Origin of the sequence: Virgisporangium aliadipatigenens, assembly GCF_016863615.1 — a bacterium.
In the GTDB taxonomy this organism is placed as follows: Bacteria; Actinomycetota; Actinomycetes; order Mycobacteriales; family Micromonosporaceae; genus Virgisporangium; species Virgisporangium aliadipatigenens.
In genome coordinates, this window is record NZ_BOPF01000003.1 from 71,140 (window position 1) to 84,814 (window position 13,675).

Here is a 13,675-nt window from a genome sequence, read left to right on the forward strand (position 1 = left end):
CCCGTCATGCACGAACGACATGACGGGTACGCTGCGGGCATGGCCGACGGCTCGTGGCGTCCCAGCGGACCCGACCTGGACCTGCGGCTGGTCCGGTACTTCACGGTCGTCGCCGAACACCTGCACTTCGGCCGGGCCGCGACGGCGCTGCGCGTCGCCCAGCCGTCGTTGAGCCGCCAGATCCAGCGGCTCGAGGACTCCCTCGGCGCGCGCCTGCTCGAACGCACCAACCAGGGCACCCGGCTCACCGCTGCCGGGGAGGCGTTCCTGCCCCGGGCGCAGGGCCTGCTGCACGCCGCCGACCAGGCGGTGCACGCGGCGCGTTTGGCCACGGCGGCGCACACGGTCACCGTCGGCCACGTCGAGGACCTGAACATCGCCGCGGCGGTGCGCGAACTGCGGCGGCGCCGCCCGGAGGCGCATGTTCGCACCCGGCGGCTGGACCGGTCGCAGGAGCGCGCCCTGCTCGAACGCCGGGTCGACGCGCTGGTGTGCCGGACGCCGCTCGCCGTCCCGACCGACGATCTCGACCTCACCGTGCTCTACGACGAGCCGCGGGTGCTGGTGCTGCCGGCGTTCCACCGCCTGGCGGGGAAGGAGAGCGTCACGCCGGAGGACTTCGCGGACGAGCCGATGGTGGCCTGCTCCGGGGCGTCGTGGGAGTGGACCGCGTTCTGGCGGCTCGAACCGCGTGCGGACCGGTCGGCGGCACCGGTGGCGCCCCTGGTCGCCGACACCGTCGAGGAGAAGCTCGACGCGGTCGCCGACGGGCTGGCCGTCGCGCTGGTGGCCGCCGACGACCCCCGGCTCGGTGCGCGGGACGACGTGGTCGCCGTCGCGGTGGACGGGATCGAGCCGTGCCGGGTGGTGGTGGCGACGCGTCGGGGCGACACCGATCCGCTCGTCGCGCAATTCCGCGCGGCGGCGCTCCGGACGTTCACCCGAGAAGAAGAACGACCGCGATGAGCAGCAGGAGGCCGGCGGCGGCCAGCGACCAACGGCGGACCGCCCGGGCCCGGGCGCGGCGGCGGGACCGTTTGCGGGCCCGGACGGAGGGCCGCACCGCGACCCCGATCGGGCGCCGGGGCGCCGGGACGACGGCCTCCGCGCCGGGCGTGGGCTCGCCCTCGGCACGGGCCAGCAGCGCGGCGACGCGGGCGCTCTCGGCCGCCATCCGGGCGACCTTCTTCGGGCTCAGCTCGCGGCCCGTGATGATCCCGCAGGCACGCGCCACGGCGGCCACCAGGACCGGATTGGTCACCAGGTCGCGGTGCCCGATGAGCAGCGCCGCCACCATGTTGCGGTCGACCCGCAGGCCCGGCGCCAGCCGGTAGCGGCGGATCACCTCCGCGATGTGGTGGCGGGTGCTCTTCGGGCGGCTCTTGGCCCGGGGCCGGCCGCCCGGCCGCTTGCGCGCGGCGCGGGTCGGGGGCGCGGTGGCCAGCGCCACCAGGGTGGCGACGAGCGATTCCACGGCCTCGTCGGCCTCCTGCCAGCGTGGTGTCAGTGCCTCCGTCAAAGCGGTCGTCCCCCGGGTGTGAACCTGTCGCGAGCGAGCCCACGGAACCTACCCGCTCGATCGCCGCCCGAATCACACCGGTGGGGTGAAGCTGGTCAGCTCGGCCGCAGGCTGCGCTCGCCGCCGTGGACGCCGACCACGGCACCGTTCACATAGCTGCTGCGCTCCTCGACGAGGAAGAGCACGACGTCCGCGATCTCTTCCGGGTCGCCGATCCGGCCGCGCGCGTTCATGGTTTCGGTCGCCCCGGGGAACGCGGCGATCAGCGGCTCCGTCCCCGGGGTGCGCACCGGCCCGGGCGAGACCGCGTTGACGCGGACCCCCGAGCCGCCGAACTCGGTGGCCCAGTAGCGGGTGAGCGTCTCCAGCGCCGCCTTCGACGCGCCGTAGGCGGCACCGACCGGCGCGACCGCACTGGCGCTGGTCGCACTGATGTTGACGATCGTGCCGCGGCCGCGTTCGACCATGCCCGGCACCAGCGCCGCGACCAGTTGGAACGGCGCCCGGGTGTTGATCGCCAGGTGCTGGTCGAAGACCGCCGCGCTGGTGGCGGGCGTGGGGATGTGGACGTACACGCCGGCGTTGTTGACCAGGATGTCGACCTCGCCCGCCGCGGCGGCCAGCCGCTCGACCTCCTCGGCGGCGGAGAGGTCGGCGGTGACGAACCGGGCGCGGCCACCCTTTTCGGCGATCGCGGAGACGAGTTCGGCGCCTCGGGCGGCGTCCCGGCCGTGCGCCACGACCTCGGCTCCGTGCTCCGCGAGGCGCACCGCGACGGCCCGGCCGATCCCCGCCGTCGCTCCCGTGACCAAGGCCGTCTTCCCTGCTAGTTGCGACACGTCGACTCCATTCTGGGTTGCGTGACCCAATTTCTAGCGCAGATTTTTGGGTCGTGCAACCCAGTCGGCTAGGCTGGCGGCGTGGCACTGACGCGCAAGGGGCAGGCGACCAGGGAACGCATCCTGGAGGCGGCGACCGATCTCATCGCCCGGCGCGGCGTGGCCGGCACCAGCACCGAGGACGTGCGCAAGGCGGCCGGCGTCAGCGGGTCGCAGCTGTACCACTACTTCGACAGCAAGCAGGCGCTGATCCGGGCGGTGATCACCCGTCAGGCCGAGGTGCCGCTGGTGCCGGGCCGGCCGGTCATGGGCGCCCTGGACAGCTTCGACGCGCTGCGCGCCTGGGCCGACGCCGCGATCGCCCATCAGGAGCGCAACAGCGGCCGCGGCGAGTGCACGCTGACCTCGCTCGCGGGCGAACTGGCCCCGGCCGACGAGCGGTCCCGCGAGGACCTGTGCAACGCGTTCCTGCGGTGGCGGTCGCTGCTGCACGACGGCCTGCGGGCCATGCGCGAACGCGGCGACCTGGTCCCCGGGGCCGACCTGGACGAGCTGTCGATGGCGCTGTTGGCGGCCCTGCAGGGCGGCAGCCTGCTGAGCCAGACCCTGCGGACCGCCGAACCGATGCGCGCCTCGCTGAACGCGGCTCTCGCCTACGTGCACTCGTTCGAGGCGTGACGCCCGGTCATGCCGGAACGGCGTCCGGGTTGCCCTCGAGCCAGCTGACGTGCTGCGTGATGCGGGCGATCCGCCAGCCGTCCGGGGTGCGCACCACGTCGTGCTCGTACGACCCACGCATCAGGTACAGCTCCCCGCCGGGAGCGTCCTTCTTGTAGTGCTGGGCGTACATGTACGAGTGGCAGGTCGCCCGATCGGGGTCCGCGCCGTCGAAGACGACCCGGTGGTTGGGGCTGAGGTGCTGGCGCGCCGTCCAGCCCTCCAGCGCCCGGGCGGCGAACCCGACGAACCGGTCCCGGGGGAAGTCGGCCGCCGGCATGCCGGCCTCGCTGAAGTCGACGTGCACCGGGTCGGTCAACGTCGCGGCGAGCGCGTCCCGGTCCGCACGGTCGAGGGCGTGCGCGTAGGCGATGACGAGTTCGACGATCTCGGTGCGGTCCTCGAGTCGCTGGATCCTGGCCGCAAGACTGTCCGTGCTCATGACTCTCCCGTGTGGCATCCTGGTGAACAGGCGTAGGTAACTTGGATCAAGTGGGTTACTTAGAAAAAGTAAGTGGGGTCGACCGTGGTGTCAAGCGCCGGCGATAACGTGTGCGAAACCCTGAGCGAGCCGCTGTCCCAGGTGATGACGTTGCTCGGGAAGCGGTGGACCGGCGTCGTGTGGAGCACCCTCATGCAGGGCCCCGTCTACTTCAGCGACCTCAAGCGCGGCATCCCCGGCATCAACGACCGCATCCTCAACGAACGCCTCGTCGAGCTGGTCGACCTGGGCCTCGCGACCCGCACGGTGATCGACGGCCGGCCGATCCGGGTGCGCTACGAGCTCACCGGGCGGGGCGCGGCGATCCGACCGGCGCTCGACGAGCTGACCCGCTGGGCGCAGGAACACCTGCAGCCGCCGGCGCGCTAGGCCTCCTCCGCTCACGGCAGGGCCGGCCGATTTCACGGCAGGGCGGCCGGCGCCCCGGAATCGGTGACTTACCGGTGACCCTGCGCCGCTGCTTGGATCGCTACGACAGCTGTCGTCGGCGACGAGGAGCGACCATGCCGAAGAGGCGCACCGTGCTCGGCCTGACCGGGATCGGGGCCGCCGCCCTGACGGTCCCGTTCCTCGCGTCGAGGGCGGACGCCGGCCCCGGCCTGCCGGTCACCGTGCGCAACAGCACCGGCCGCTTCGCCAACTCGGCCATCCGCATGTACATCGTCGGCACCGAACTGAGCAGCGGCCGCCAGGGCTACGTGCGCGACAGCGGCGTGTTCACCCCGGCGGGCGGCAGCGGGCCGGTCGACTTCGGCGTGCCGATCGGCAGCAACTTCCTGCTGCCGCCGATGTCCGGACGCATCTACTTCGCCATCGAGAAGCCGCTGCACTTCGCCCTCGTCGCCGACGGTGCCGGACGGCCGGCGGTGCAGCACCCGGCGGGCTGGGTGGCCGGCGATCCCAACCACGAGGTGCTGCACGACTTCGTGGAGTTCACGTACGACGGCAAGGGCATGTACTGCAACACCACCACGGTCGACATGTTCAGCATCCCGATGGCGTTGCGGCTGTCCGGCAGCCGCGATCTCGCGACGGGCAAGATGGTCGACGGCGGGCGGGACGCCGTGTTCGCGGCCGTCGCGAAGCAGCCCGGGTTCGAGCGGCTCATCGTCGGGGACCGGCTGCGGATCGTGGCGCCGAGTCACGGCATCAGGGCGGGACGCTTCGCCGGCGACTACTTCGACGCCTACATCGACGAGATCTGGGACCGCTACAGCAGGATCGACCTGCGCATCGCCGCCAACGGGCGCACGCACACCGGACGGGTGCAGGGCGGGCAGCTGCGCTTCGACAGCGGCGTGGCCTTCCAGAAGCCGTCGACGTCGGACGTGCTCTTCTGCGACGGTGCGCTCGCCGCCCCCAACGACGGCGTCACCGGTCCGGTGGCCGCGATCCTCGCCGCCGGGTTCCACCGGGCGGTGCTGGACCAGCCGGAGCAGCCGGCGACGACGCGGTTCTACCAGCGGCCGGTCGCGAACCACTACGCGCGCGTCATGCACGAGTTCGCCGCCGACCGCAAGGCGTACGGGTTCGCGTTCGACGACGTGGCCGGGGCGGCGTCCTACATCCAGGACGCCGCGGCGCGCGGCCTGGAGATCACGCTGACGCCGTTCGGGTCCGGGAAGGTGGCCGCGCCGGCGGCCGCCGCACCGCCGCCGCCGGAACAGGTCGCCGCGGCGGCCGGCGCGGGCGTGGCCGCCCGTCAGGAGTTGCGGGTCGAGCGGGCGACCGCGCAGTCGGGCGTGCGCATCGAGCCCAGCGTCGAGGGCGGGCTGCACTTCGGCTCCATATCGAACGGGGACTGGATCGGCTTCGGCCGGGTCGACTTCGGCGAGGCGACGGCGACCCAGTTCTTCGTGCGGGCCGCGTCCGGTGCGCCGACGGGCGTCTCCGGTCTCATCGAGGTGCGCGTCGACCGGCGGGACAGCGCACCCGTGGGGACGATCGCGGTCGCCAGCACCGGCGGATGGCAGGCGTGGCGCACCATCCCGGGACAGATCTCCCCGGTGCGCGGCGTGCACGACGTGTGGCTGACCTTCACCAGCGGGCAGCCGCTGGAGTACGTCAACGTCGCGTCGCTGCGCTTCGGGTAGGGACCGCGTTTCGGGCTTCGGCCTTCGGCCGCGCGCTTCGGGTAGAGTCCCGCGGATGGCGCTGAGCGGTCCGTCCGAGCACACCACCCGTGTCGCCGACTATTACGACGCCAACACGAAGCGTTTCCTGCGCCTCGGCGAGAACGCCAGCAGCGGCGCCATCCACCGGTGCGTCTGGACACCGGAGGCGACCGACGTCGCGTCGGCCGCCGACACGGTCAACCGGCTCCTGATCGCCCGCCTGCGCGAGCACGTGCCCGCGGGTGACGGGCGGGTGCTCGACCTCGGCTGCGGGGTGGGCGCGACGGTCGTCCGGCTGGCGGAGGAGATCGACGCGCGGGTGTCGGGCGTGACGATCAGCCCCGTGCAGGCGGGCCTCGCGGCGAAGTGGCTCGCCGACAGAGGGCTGAGCGAGCGCTGCGAGGTGGTCTGCGCGGACTACGCCGCACTGCCCGCCGAACCCCGCTATCACGGCATGGTCGGCATCGAGTCCGTGGTGCACTCGCCGTCGCTGTCGGACCTCGTTCCGTCGCTGGCCGCGCGGCTGGAGAACGGCGGCCGGCTCGTGCTCGTCGACGACTGGCTGACCGAGCGGGAACGCGGACTCCCGGCGCGCGAACGGTGTGTGGCGCAGTTCAAGGCGGGGTGGCGGATCGGCAGCCTGCTCACCGTGGCCGAGTTCGCGGCGCTCGCCGAGCCGGTCGGGTTGCGACTGGTCGAGGATCTGGACCTCACCGGGTACCTGCGCCTCGGACGGCCGCGGGACCGGGCGATCAGCGTTCTCGTGGGTGCCACGGGCGTGCTGCCGGCGGTGCGGCGGCGCGCGCTCGAGCGCCCCATGTGGGCGAACATGATCGGCGGCTCCGCGCTGCAGACCGGCCTGGCGAAGCGCTGGCTGGAGTACCGCCTGCTCGTGCTGGAAAAGGCCTGACGGCCGCCCGTCACCGCCCGGCGAACGGCGTGCCGCCGACTCACCCGCACGGGTGCCGGCTACGGGATTCGGTCGGAATCCGGTGCGTCCCGCTGTGTCGGCCGCGCCGGCCCGCTTCAATGTGCGCATGCTTGCCATCCGGGCCGAACGGCTCTTCGACGGCGTCGACGCCGCACCGGTGACGCGTCCCGTCGTTCTCGTCGAGGAGGGCCGCGTCACCGAGGTCCTGTCGGAGGCCGAACCGCCCAACGGCGCGCGGGTCGTCGACCTCGGCGACGCGACGCTGCTGCCGGGTCTCGTCGACCCGCACGTGCACCTCGTGTTCGACGCGAGCACCGATCCGGTCGGGCACCTGGCAGCCATGGACGACGACGCGGCCCTCGCGGTGATGCGCGCGAACGCCCGGTTGGCGCTGTCGGCCGGCATCACCACCGTCCGGGACCTGGGCGACCGGGACTATCTGGCGCTGCGCCTGCGGGCGGAACTGGCCGCCGACCCGACGGCCGGCCCGCGGGTTCTCGCCGCCGGGCCGCCGCTCACCACCGGCCGGGGCCACTGCTGGTTCCTCGGCGGCGAAGTGGTCGGCGGGGTCGAGGCCGTCCGGGCGGCCGTGCGCGAACGCGCCGAGCGGGGCGTCGACGTCATCAAGCTGATGGCGACCGGCGGCGAACTGACCCCGGGCTCGTCGTCGCACGTGCCGCAGTTCACCGTCGAGGAACTGCGCGCCGCCGTCGAGGAGGCGCACCGGCACGGCCTGCCCACCGCGGCGCACGCGCACGGTGCCGCCGGCATCGCCAACGCCGTGGCCGCCGGCGTCGACAACATCGAGCACGGGACGTTCCTGACGGCCGACGGCGCCGAGGCCGATCCGGTCATCATCCGGGCGATCGTCGACGCCGGCATCCCGGTCGGCATCAGCGTGCCGCAGAAGCCCAGCCCGGGAGCGCTGCCGTCGCCGGGCATCGTCAAGCGGCTGCCGTTCATCATCGCGGTCTTCCGCGAGCTGCGCGCCGCCGGGATCCCGCTGGTGTGCGGGAGCGACGCCGGGATCGGGCCGGTGAAGCCGTTCGACGCGCTGCCGTACGGGCCGGCGATGATGGCGAGCATGCTCGGCATGGCGCCGGTCGAGGTGCTGCGTTCGGTCACGTCGCTGGCGGCGGAGGTGTGCCGGGTGGGGGATCGCAAGGGCCGGGTGGCGGCCGGGTTCGACGCGGACCTGCTCGCCGTCGCGGGCGATCCGCTGCAGGACCCGGCCGCCCTGACCGCCGTGCGCGCGGTGTTCCGCGCCGGCGTCCGGGTCCGATAATCCGTGGCTCCGGTCGAACGGTGGCCGCTACGCTGCGCGGCGTGGAGGGCCTGACGGTACCGGCGGACTTCAGCGGCGTGATCTCGGTGGACCGCGCCGGCGAGCCGTCGTTCCGACGCGCCTACGGGGCCGCCGACCGCGCCGCGGCGATCCCCAACCGGGCGGACACCCGCTTCGCCATCGCCAGCGGCGCCAAGGGTTTCGTCGCGGTGGCGGTCGCGAGTCTGGTCGAGGCGGGCGCGCTGCGGCTGGACACGACCGCCCGTTCGCTGCTCGGCGCCGACCTGCCGCTGATCGCCGACGACGTGACCGTCGGGCAGCTGCTGGCCCACCGTTCGGGCATCGGCGACTATCTCGACGAGGACGCGGACGGCTACGAGGTCACCGACTACGTGTTGAGCGAGCCGGTGCACCGCCTCGACCGCACCGACGCGTTCCTGCCGATGCTCGACGGCCGCCCGACGGTCTTCCCGGCCGGCGCGCGGTTCTCGTACTGCAACGGCGGCTATCTGGTGCTGGCGCTCCTCCTCGAACGGGCCGGCGGAGTGCCGTTCCACGACGCGGTCGCCGAGCGGGTGTTCGCGCCGGCCGGCATGTCCGACACCGCCTACCTGCGCTCCGACGAACTCCCGGCGAACACCGCCACCGGCTACCTGCACGCCGACGGCCTGCGCAGCAACGTGCTGCACCTGCCGGTGCGCGGCAACGGCGACGGCGGTGCGTACAGCACCGTGGCGGACATCAGCACCTTCTGGCGCGCGCTCTTCGCCGGTGCGATGGTGTCGCCGGGGTTCGTGGCCGACCTGGTGCGCCCGCACACCGAGAAGGCCTACCGGGACTTCGGATACGGGCTCGGCTTCTGGCTGCGGCCGGACGGGCGGGTCCAGCTGGAGGGCTCCGACGCCGGGGTGTCGTTCCGCTCGGCGCACGATCCCGACACGTCCACCACCTGGACGGTCGTCTCCAACTGGTCCGACGGCGCCTGGCCGGTCGCCCGCGAGGTCATCGCCTAGGACACGCCTCAGCCACGGCGGCAGGCGGCGCGTACCTCGGCGATCGCCGTGTCGAGCTGCCCGGTGTCCGGTTTGCTCGCCGCGCCCTGGTACGTCTTGGCCAGGTCGTTCATCGCCGCTCCGAGCTTGTTCGCGGCGGCGACGATCGCCGTGTCCGCCTCGGCGGCCCCCTTGAGCCCGCCATAGACGACGGCGGCGCTGCCGTACAGCACCACCGCGACCGCGGCGCGCGTGATCGGCCACGGCCGGCCCTTGGCCTCCTCCTCGGCGATTCCCTTCTGGGCCTTGGCGATCGCGGCGTCGAGTTCGCCGCAGAGCTGAGTGTCCAGTGTGGACAGTGGTCTCGTGGACGGTGCGGTGGGCGGCGGCGGGGTGGACCCGCTCGGCGGCCCCGCCGGCGCGGACCGGTTTCCGCATCCGCTCAACGCCAGCAGAAGCACCAGGACCGCTACGGCACGCATTCTCCGCACCCTATCGACACGTGTCGAACGCCGCCCGCTGTCGAGCCGGCGTCCTCACTCGTCGAAACGCCGCTGTCAGCTGCGGTGCCAGCGCTGGTTCGCGGCACCGGTGCAGGTCCACAGCTCCAGGGGCGTGCTGTTGGCCGTTCCATGGGCGGTGGCGTCGAGACACTTGCCGGAAGCGACACCGACCACCCTGCCCTCGGCGGTGACCGTCCATTTCTGGTTGGTGCCGCCGGTGCAGTCGTAGCTGATGACCGGCGTGCCGTCGGTGGTGCCGCCGCCCCTCGCGTCCAGGCATTTGGTGCCGTAGACCCGCAGCTCGCCGGCCGGGGTGAGGGCCCACGTCTGGTTGGCGCCGTCATGACAGTCCCACAGCGTCACGACGGTGTCGTTCGCGGTGCTCGCCCCCGGAACGTCCGCGCAGCGTCCGGACTCGTCCCCGCGCAACAGGCCGCCGACGATCCCGTCACCCACGCCGTTGGCGGTGACCGAGACATTGTCGAACAGGTCTGTCTGGTAACCCACCACACCGATCCCGGCCTGCCCGTAGCCGAACGCGCTGTCGTTGAACGCGGCCAGTTGAACGCCGTCGACGGTGGCCGTGACCCGGCTGCCGGAGAAGCCGAGCGACACCCGGTGCCAGGTGTTGATTCCGAGCGCCGAACGGCTGCCGGAGGCGAGCGTGCGGACGTTGCCGGACGTGCCGTGCGCGACGACCGACCACGCGCCGGTCTCGTTGATCCGCAGCTGGTACGCGCCCTGGCGGTCCTGCGGCCGCAGTTGGGTGCCGGCGCGGCCGAGGAGCGTGACGGTGCCGGGCTGCTGCAGGTTGACGTCCACGGCGACGGTGTAGTTGCGCCACGACGGGTCGCCGATGAGCGTGTAGGCGTCGCTGTCGCCCTGCCAGTTGATCGGCCGCTGCGGGACGACCTGTTGCAGGCACCGTCCCGAGCCGCACGGCCGCACCTCGAAGGCGCCCTGCATGTCCTCGGTGTAGCGGGGGAGCGTACGGGGCGCGTAGGACTCGAAGTCGTCGGCGTAGGGGAGCGCGAGTGCGCTCGCCGTGGGGCTCGCGGCGGTGCCCTTTCCCTGACCGGTCGTGGTGGTGACCGAGTAGATGTGGTTCGGCTGCAGCGTCAGCGTGTACGAGCCGCCGGAGGGCGTGACATCGGCCCGCTTCACGAAGTGTTCCGTGGCCGAACCGAGATCGGTGTCCCACACGTGCACGGTCCCGGCGTTGAGGCCGCCGGCGACCGTGACGCTCACTGTCTGCGCGGCCGTCGCACCGCTCGTCTCGTAGATCGTGGAGTAGTCCCGGCCGTTCGGGGCGGCGAGCGTGACGTAGCTGCCGTTGGCCCGGTTGCCGTCCAGGTAGCCGCCGGCCGCGCCGGTCACGTAGCGCCAGCCCGGCTGGGCGAACTGCGCGTAGTGCGCGTTGGCCCACAGGTTCCGGCCCACCCGGTAGGCGCCGGACCACGGCGACGCGGCGCCCATCAGTCCGACCGTGCCGAACGGCAGGTTCGGTGTGATGGCGGCGATCAGCGGCCAGTTCATGAAGCCGGTCAGGCCGCCGTCGAGATACCCGCGGTTGAGTGTGCGGATGTACGGCACCACGCCGCTGTCGTAGTCCTGCGACCCGAACTCGCTCGCCCACAGCGGCTTTCCGGAGTTCCTCGCGGCCTGCGTGCTGGAACACTGCTCGGCCTGGGACAGGTAGCCGCACACGTAGTGGTTGCCGAGCACGCCGATCGCGTTGCGCAGCGCCGGGTCGCCGGCGAACTCGTCGGCCATGTCCCAGCTCGTGTCGTCGCCGACGAGTTGCACCGCGCCGTAGCCGGCCGCGTCGAGCGCGGTGCGCAGGCGCTTGTACCAGCCGCTGTCGTGGCCGCGTTCGTTCCAGCCGCCGAGGTAGCCGATGCTCAGGCCGTGCGCTCGGGCGCAGTCGAGCCAGGAGATGTCGTAGGCGATCATGTCGTCGGACCAGAAGTTCCCGCCGCCGATCCAGCCCGGTGCGGTCCACGCCAGCGCGGCCAGCCGGATCGACGGGTTGCGCGCGACTGCCTGTTCGGCCAGCCAGAACTCATACCCGGCGTCGCAGTTGACGTCGCCGCGGGTGTGCTGGTGGCTGGGTTCGGCGCCGTCGGTGGAGTTGCCGTCGCCGCCGATCTCCAGCTTCAGCAGTTGCACCGCCGCTCCGTAGCCGGGTTTGAACAGGTAGTCGAGGATCTGGTCGCGCTGCGCCTGCGGATAGTCGCGCAGCAGCCGGCTGTTGCCACCGCCGCCGCTGATCGCGCCCACGCCGTCGAACGTGCGGCCGAGCGCGCCGCCGTCGATCCGCACGCCGGTGGGCGCCGCCTGTGCCGTCGACGCCGGTACGAACACGGTTGCCGCGAAAGCGGTCGCGGCCAGAGCGAGATACCTCGCAGGTTTCGACATGTATCTATGGACGGATGGGGTCGGGGTCCGGTTCAGTTCCTGTGTGAACGGTGCTACCCGCCAGCGGCCACGGCGGCCGCCGAGGAATCGGAGCTGCGCGCGGAGCCGATCGCCGCGCGCAGGCACTGGGCCAGCGCGATCGCCTGCACGGCGGTGAGCGCCGCGCGGTCCAGTTCGACCGTGAGGCTGTCCGGCCGGAGCGCGAGGATCGCACCGGTGCGCAGGATCCGGCCGACCGGCCGTCCCGAACGGTCCTCGATCGCGAACGCGCGCCTGGTCCAGTTGCCCCGCACGGTGAGGGTCTCGCCGTCGGGCAGCGCCACGGTGCAGCGGCCGCCGACGCCGAGCCACCGGGCCAGCCGCAGTTCGAGGAGCGCCGCCCCGCCCGGAACGCGTGCGGCGTAGCGGCGGCCGATGACCCCGACCCGGCTCCCGTGCGCCAGTTCGGTGACGCCGGCCGGGTCGAGGATGTCGAAGCGGGCCCGGACGTTCCAGGTGTGCCAGCGGATGCTCGCCAGCGGCCGGCCGTCGGCGAGGGTGACCGGCGAGGTGCTCCTGAGGACAGCCCGGTCGGGCATGTGGAGAACGCCACGGAAGGGCGCGTGCGGGTTCATGTGTCGAGCGTGTCAACGCGGTCGCGGCGCCGGTAGTGACGGACCTGTGCGGTTGCGGTGCGCGGTGCACCGTCCACCCATGACAAATGTCATCGCGCCGCTCGTACGCGAATGTCTATCGTCACCCGGACGTGGAAATCCGAATCGCTGTGCGCGCCGTCGAGAAGGACCGCCAGATCGTCCCGCCCGATGGCGCGCAGCGCGGGGGAGAGGTCGGCCAGCCGGTCGCGTTCGACGAGCCATTGCCACAGGTCCAGCGACTCGTCGCCGGGTTTCCACCGCCGCCGGCTTTCCGGGGGAACGTTCAGGTAATCGGCCAGCCATCGGAGGCTGTCGCCGATCCGGCGGTGAAACTCGAGCCGCAGGGGTGCCGTTTCGTCACCTATGATCCCGGCGTGGCAGACGCCTTGATGCGTGATTATCGCCGGACCCTCGAATTGGCCGCCGCGCTGATCGAAAGCATTGATGGAAATAATCATGAACCCCTGCTCGCCGCTCAGTTGAACGACTGTCTCCGCGGTACGACGACAGTCTTCTTTCACGATTCCCGGCCGGTGCTGGTGGTGCCGGACGAGGTCGCCGCGCTGCCGTGGGAGGAGTTCCATCGCGAGTGCGGCTCGACCCATCCGCTGGAGCGGGTGTACGCCGGCGGCGCGCCCGCCGGCCCGGTCGCGGTCAGCGACGTGCTGACCGACCTCGCATGGCGCGGCAACCCCTCCTACCGCGCCTCGCGGCACGACCTCGACGGCAGCGTCCGGCAGATCTCCATCCCGGCGCCGGGCACCCCCGGCGCCGCGACGGGTTTCCTGGTCTGCCGCTCGGGACGCGACTTCACCGCACGCGAACGCGACTTCGCCGCTCACGTGCATCCACTGCTCAACACCGTCCTGCGACACGTCGCCGAGGTGCGGCGCCTGCGACCCGGGACGGAAGGGCTCGCCGAGCTCCGGCTGACGCCGCGCGAACTCGTCGTGCTGCGCCTGTCGGCCGAAGGGCTCACCGCCGCGGCGATGGCCCGTCGGCTCGGCATCGCGACCCACACCGTCAACAAGCACCTGGAGAACAGCTACCGCAAGTGCGGCACCCGCGACCGCCTGACGACGGTCCTCCTGGTGCGACGGCTCGGCCTCATCGGGCCGGGTGATGATCCGGTGTCACGGTCTGCTCCTTCCCGCTGATCGCCTCAAATGGTGCCGAAGCGGAGCGGTCCGGGCCATTAGCAGGATTGCGTAGGGGCCGGC

Annotated in this window: 15 protein-coding genes; 8 read left to right on the forward strand and 7 right to left on the reverse strand. The window is 72.4% G+C overall.

The genetic code is table 11. The features are described 5' to 3' along the window. The first annotated feature begins 39 nt into the window (after positions 1-39). Positions 40-966, forward strand: coding sequence for a LysR family transcriptional regulator (locus Val02_RS04600; RefSeq protein WP_203897622.1), 927 nt, complete (start codon positions 40-42; stop codon positions 964-966). Here Val02_RS04600 and Val02_RS04605 read toward each other — a convergent pair. Together Val02_RS04605 and Val02_RS04610 are read right to left on the reverse strand one after the other, a co-directional pair. Next, positions 938-1,519 carry a hypothetical protein gene (locus Val02_RS04605; RefSeq protein ID WP_203897623.1) on the reverse strand — a complete coding sequence of 194 codons (582 nt, stop codon included), beginning with the start codon at positions 1,517-1,519 and terminating at the stop codon, positions 938-940. The genes Val02_RS04600 and Val02_RS04605 overlap by 29 nt on opposite strands. A 95-nt stretch (positions 1,520-1,614) precedes the next feature. After that, positions 1,615-2,358: an SDR family NAD(P)-dependent oxidoreductase gene (locus Val02_RS04610; RefSeq protein ID WP_203897624.1), complete on the reverse strand. Its 744-nt coding sequence runs from the start codon at positions 2,356-2,358 to the stop codon at positions 1,615-1,617. A gap of 81 nt (positions 2,359-2,439) precedes the next feature. Here Val02_RS04610 and Val02_RS04615 point away from each other — a divergent pair, with 81 nt between their 5' ends. Then, complete coding sequence (locus Val02_RS04615; protein WP_203897625.1) at positions 2,440-3,036, forward strand: TetR/AcrR family transcriptional regulator; 597 nt, start codon at positions 2,440-2,442, stop codon at positions 3,034-3,036. Between the two features lie 7 nt (positions 3,037-3,043). Here Val02_RS04615 and Val02_RS04620 read toward each other — a convergent pair whose 3' ends face one another. Next, the gene (locus Val02_RS04620; RefSeq protein WP_203897626.1) at positions 3,044-3,517 is read right to left on the reverse strand and encodes a nuclear transport factor 2 family protein; all 474 of its coding nucleotides are present in this window, start codon (positions 3,515-3,517) and stop codon (positions 3,044-3,046) included. 108 nt (positions 3,518-3,625) lie between these two features. Between Val02_RS04620 and Val02_RS04625 the strand changes: the two genes are divergently transcribed. From Val02_RS04625 to Val02_RS04645, 5 genes are all read left to right on the forward strand, one after another. Further along, complete coding sequence (locus Val02_RS04625; protein ID WP_203897627.1) at positions 3,626-3,946, forward strand: winged helix-turn-helix transcriptional regulator; 321 nt, start codon at positions 3,626-3,628, stop codon at positions 3,944-3,946. Between the two features lie 134 nt (positions 3,947-4,080). Next, positions 4,081-5,670 (forward strand): beta-1,3-glucanase family protein, encoded by a 1,590-nt coding sequence (locus Val02_RS04630; RefSeq protein WP_203897628.1) that lies wholly within the window; start codon positions 4,081-4,083, stop codon positions 5,668-5,670. A 55-nt stretch (positions 5,671-5,725) separates the two neighbouring features. Continuing rightward, positions 5,726-6,601: a class I SAM-dependent methyltransferase gene (locus Val02_RS04635; RefSeq protein ID WP_203897629.1), complete on the forward strand. Its 876-nt coding sequence runs from the start codon at positions 5,726-5,728 to the stop codon at positions 6,599-6,601. Positions 6,602-6,728: 127 nt separating this feature from the next. After that, positions 6,729-7,907, forward strand: coding sequence for an amidohydrolase family protein (locus tag Val02_RS04640; protein ID WP_203897630.1), 1,179 nt, complete (start codon positions 6,729-6,731; stop codon positions 7,905-7,907). A gap of 41 nt (positions 7,908-7,948) precedes the next feature. Next, positions 7,949-8,920 (forward strand): serine hydrolase domain-containing protein, encoded by a 972-nt coding sequence (locus tag Val02_RS04645; RefSeq protein ID WP_239152393.1) that lies wholly within the window; start codon positions 7,949-7,951, stop codon positions 8,918-8,920. Between the two features lie 8 nt (positions 8,921-8,928). On the opposite strand, the gene Val02_RS04650 is transcribed toward Val02_RS04645, so the two are convergent. The 4 genes from Val02_RS04650 to Val02_RS04665 all read right to left on the reverse strand — a co-directional run bounded on the left by Val02_RS04650 (position 8,929) and on the right by Val02_RS04665 (position 12,913). Then, positions 8,929-9,381, reverse strand: coding sequence for a hypothetical protein (locus Val02_RS04650; RefSeq protein ID WP_203897632.1), 453 nt, complete (start codon positions 9,379-9,381; stop codon positions 8,929-8,931). Positions 9,382-9,456: 75 nt separating this feature from the next. Next, complete coding sequence (locus tag Val02_RS04655; protein WP_203897633.1) at positions 9,457-11,820, reverse strand: ricin-type beta-trefoil lectin domain protein; 2,364 nt, start codon at positions 11,818-11,820, stop codon at positions 9,457-9,459. 53 nt (positions 11,821-11,873) lie between these two features. Next, entirely contained in the window at positions 11,874-12,434 is a 561-nt protein-coding gene (locus Val02_RS04660) for an LURP-one-related/scramblase family protein (protein WP_203897634.1), read from the reverse strand. 89 nt (positions 12,435-12,523) lie between these two features. Continuing rightward, on the reverse strand, positions 12,524-12,913 hold the full coding sequence (locus Val02_RS04665) for a hypothetical protein (RefSeq protein ID WP_203898004.1): 390 nt from the start codon (positions 12,911-12,913) through the stop codon (positions 12,524-12,526). A 75-nt stretch (positions 12,914-12,988) separates the two neighbouring features. Between Val02_RS04665 and Val02_RS04670 the strand changes: the two genes are divergently transcribed. After that, entirely contained in the window at positions 12,989-13,612 is a 624-nt protein-coding gene (locus Val02_RS04670; protein ID WP_239152395.1) for a helix-turn-helix transcriptional regulator, read from the forward strand. Positions 13,613-13,675: the final 63 nt, after the last annotated feature.

Excerpts from the sequence above, each read along its gene's own strand:
- Val02_RS04660 (WP_203897634.1), bottom strand. The coding sequence starts at position 12,434 with ATGAACCCGCACGCGCCCTTCCGTGGCGTTCTCCACATGCCCGACCGG.
- Val02_RS04630 (WP_203897628.1), top strand. The coding sequence starts at position 4,081 with ATGCCGAAGAGGCGCACCGTGCTCGGCCTGACCGGGATCGGGGCCGCC.
- Val02_RS04620 (WP_203897626.1), bottom strand. The coding sequence starts at position 3,517 with ATGAGCACGGACAGTCTTGCGGCCAGGATCCAGCGACTCGAGGACCGC.
- Val02_RS04655 (WP_203897633.1), bottom strand. The coding sequence starts at position 11,820 with ATGTCGAAACCTGCGAGGTATCTCGCTCTGGCCGCGACCGCTTTCGCG.
- Val02_RS04635 (WP_203897629.1), top strand. The coding sequence starts at position 5,726 with ATGGCGCTGAGCGGTCCGTCCGAGCACACCACCCGTGTCGCCGACTAT.
- Val02_RS04665 (WP_203898004.1), bottom strand. The coding sequence starts at position 12,913 with ATGATTATTTCCATCAATGCTTTCGATCAGCGCGGCGGCCAATTCGAG.
- Val02_RS04600 (WP_203897622.1), top strand. The coding sequence starts at position 40 with ATGGCCGACGGCTCGTGGCGTCCCAGCGGACCCGACCTGGACCTGCGG.
- Val02_RS04650 (WP_203897632.1), bottom strand. The coding sequence starts at position 9,381 with ATGCGTGCCGTAGCGGTCCTGGTGCTTCTGCTGGCGTTGAGCGGATGC.
- Val02_RS04640 (WP_203897630.1), top strand. The coding sequence starts at position 6,729 with ATGCTTGCCATCCGGGCCGAACGGCTCTTCGACGGCGTCGACGCCGCA.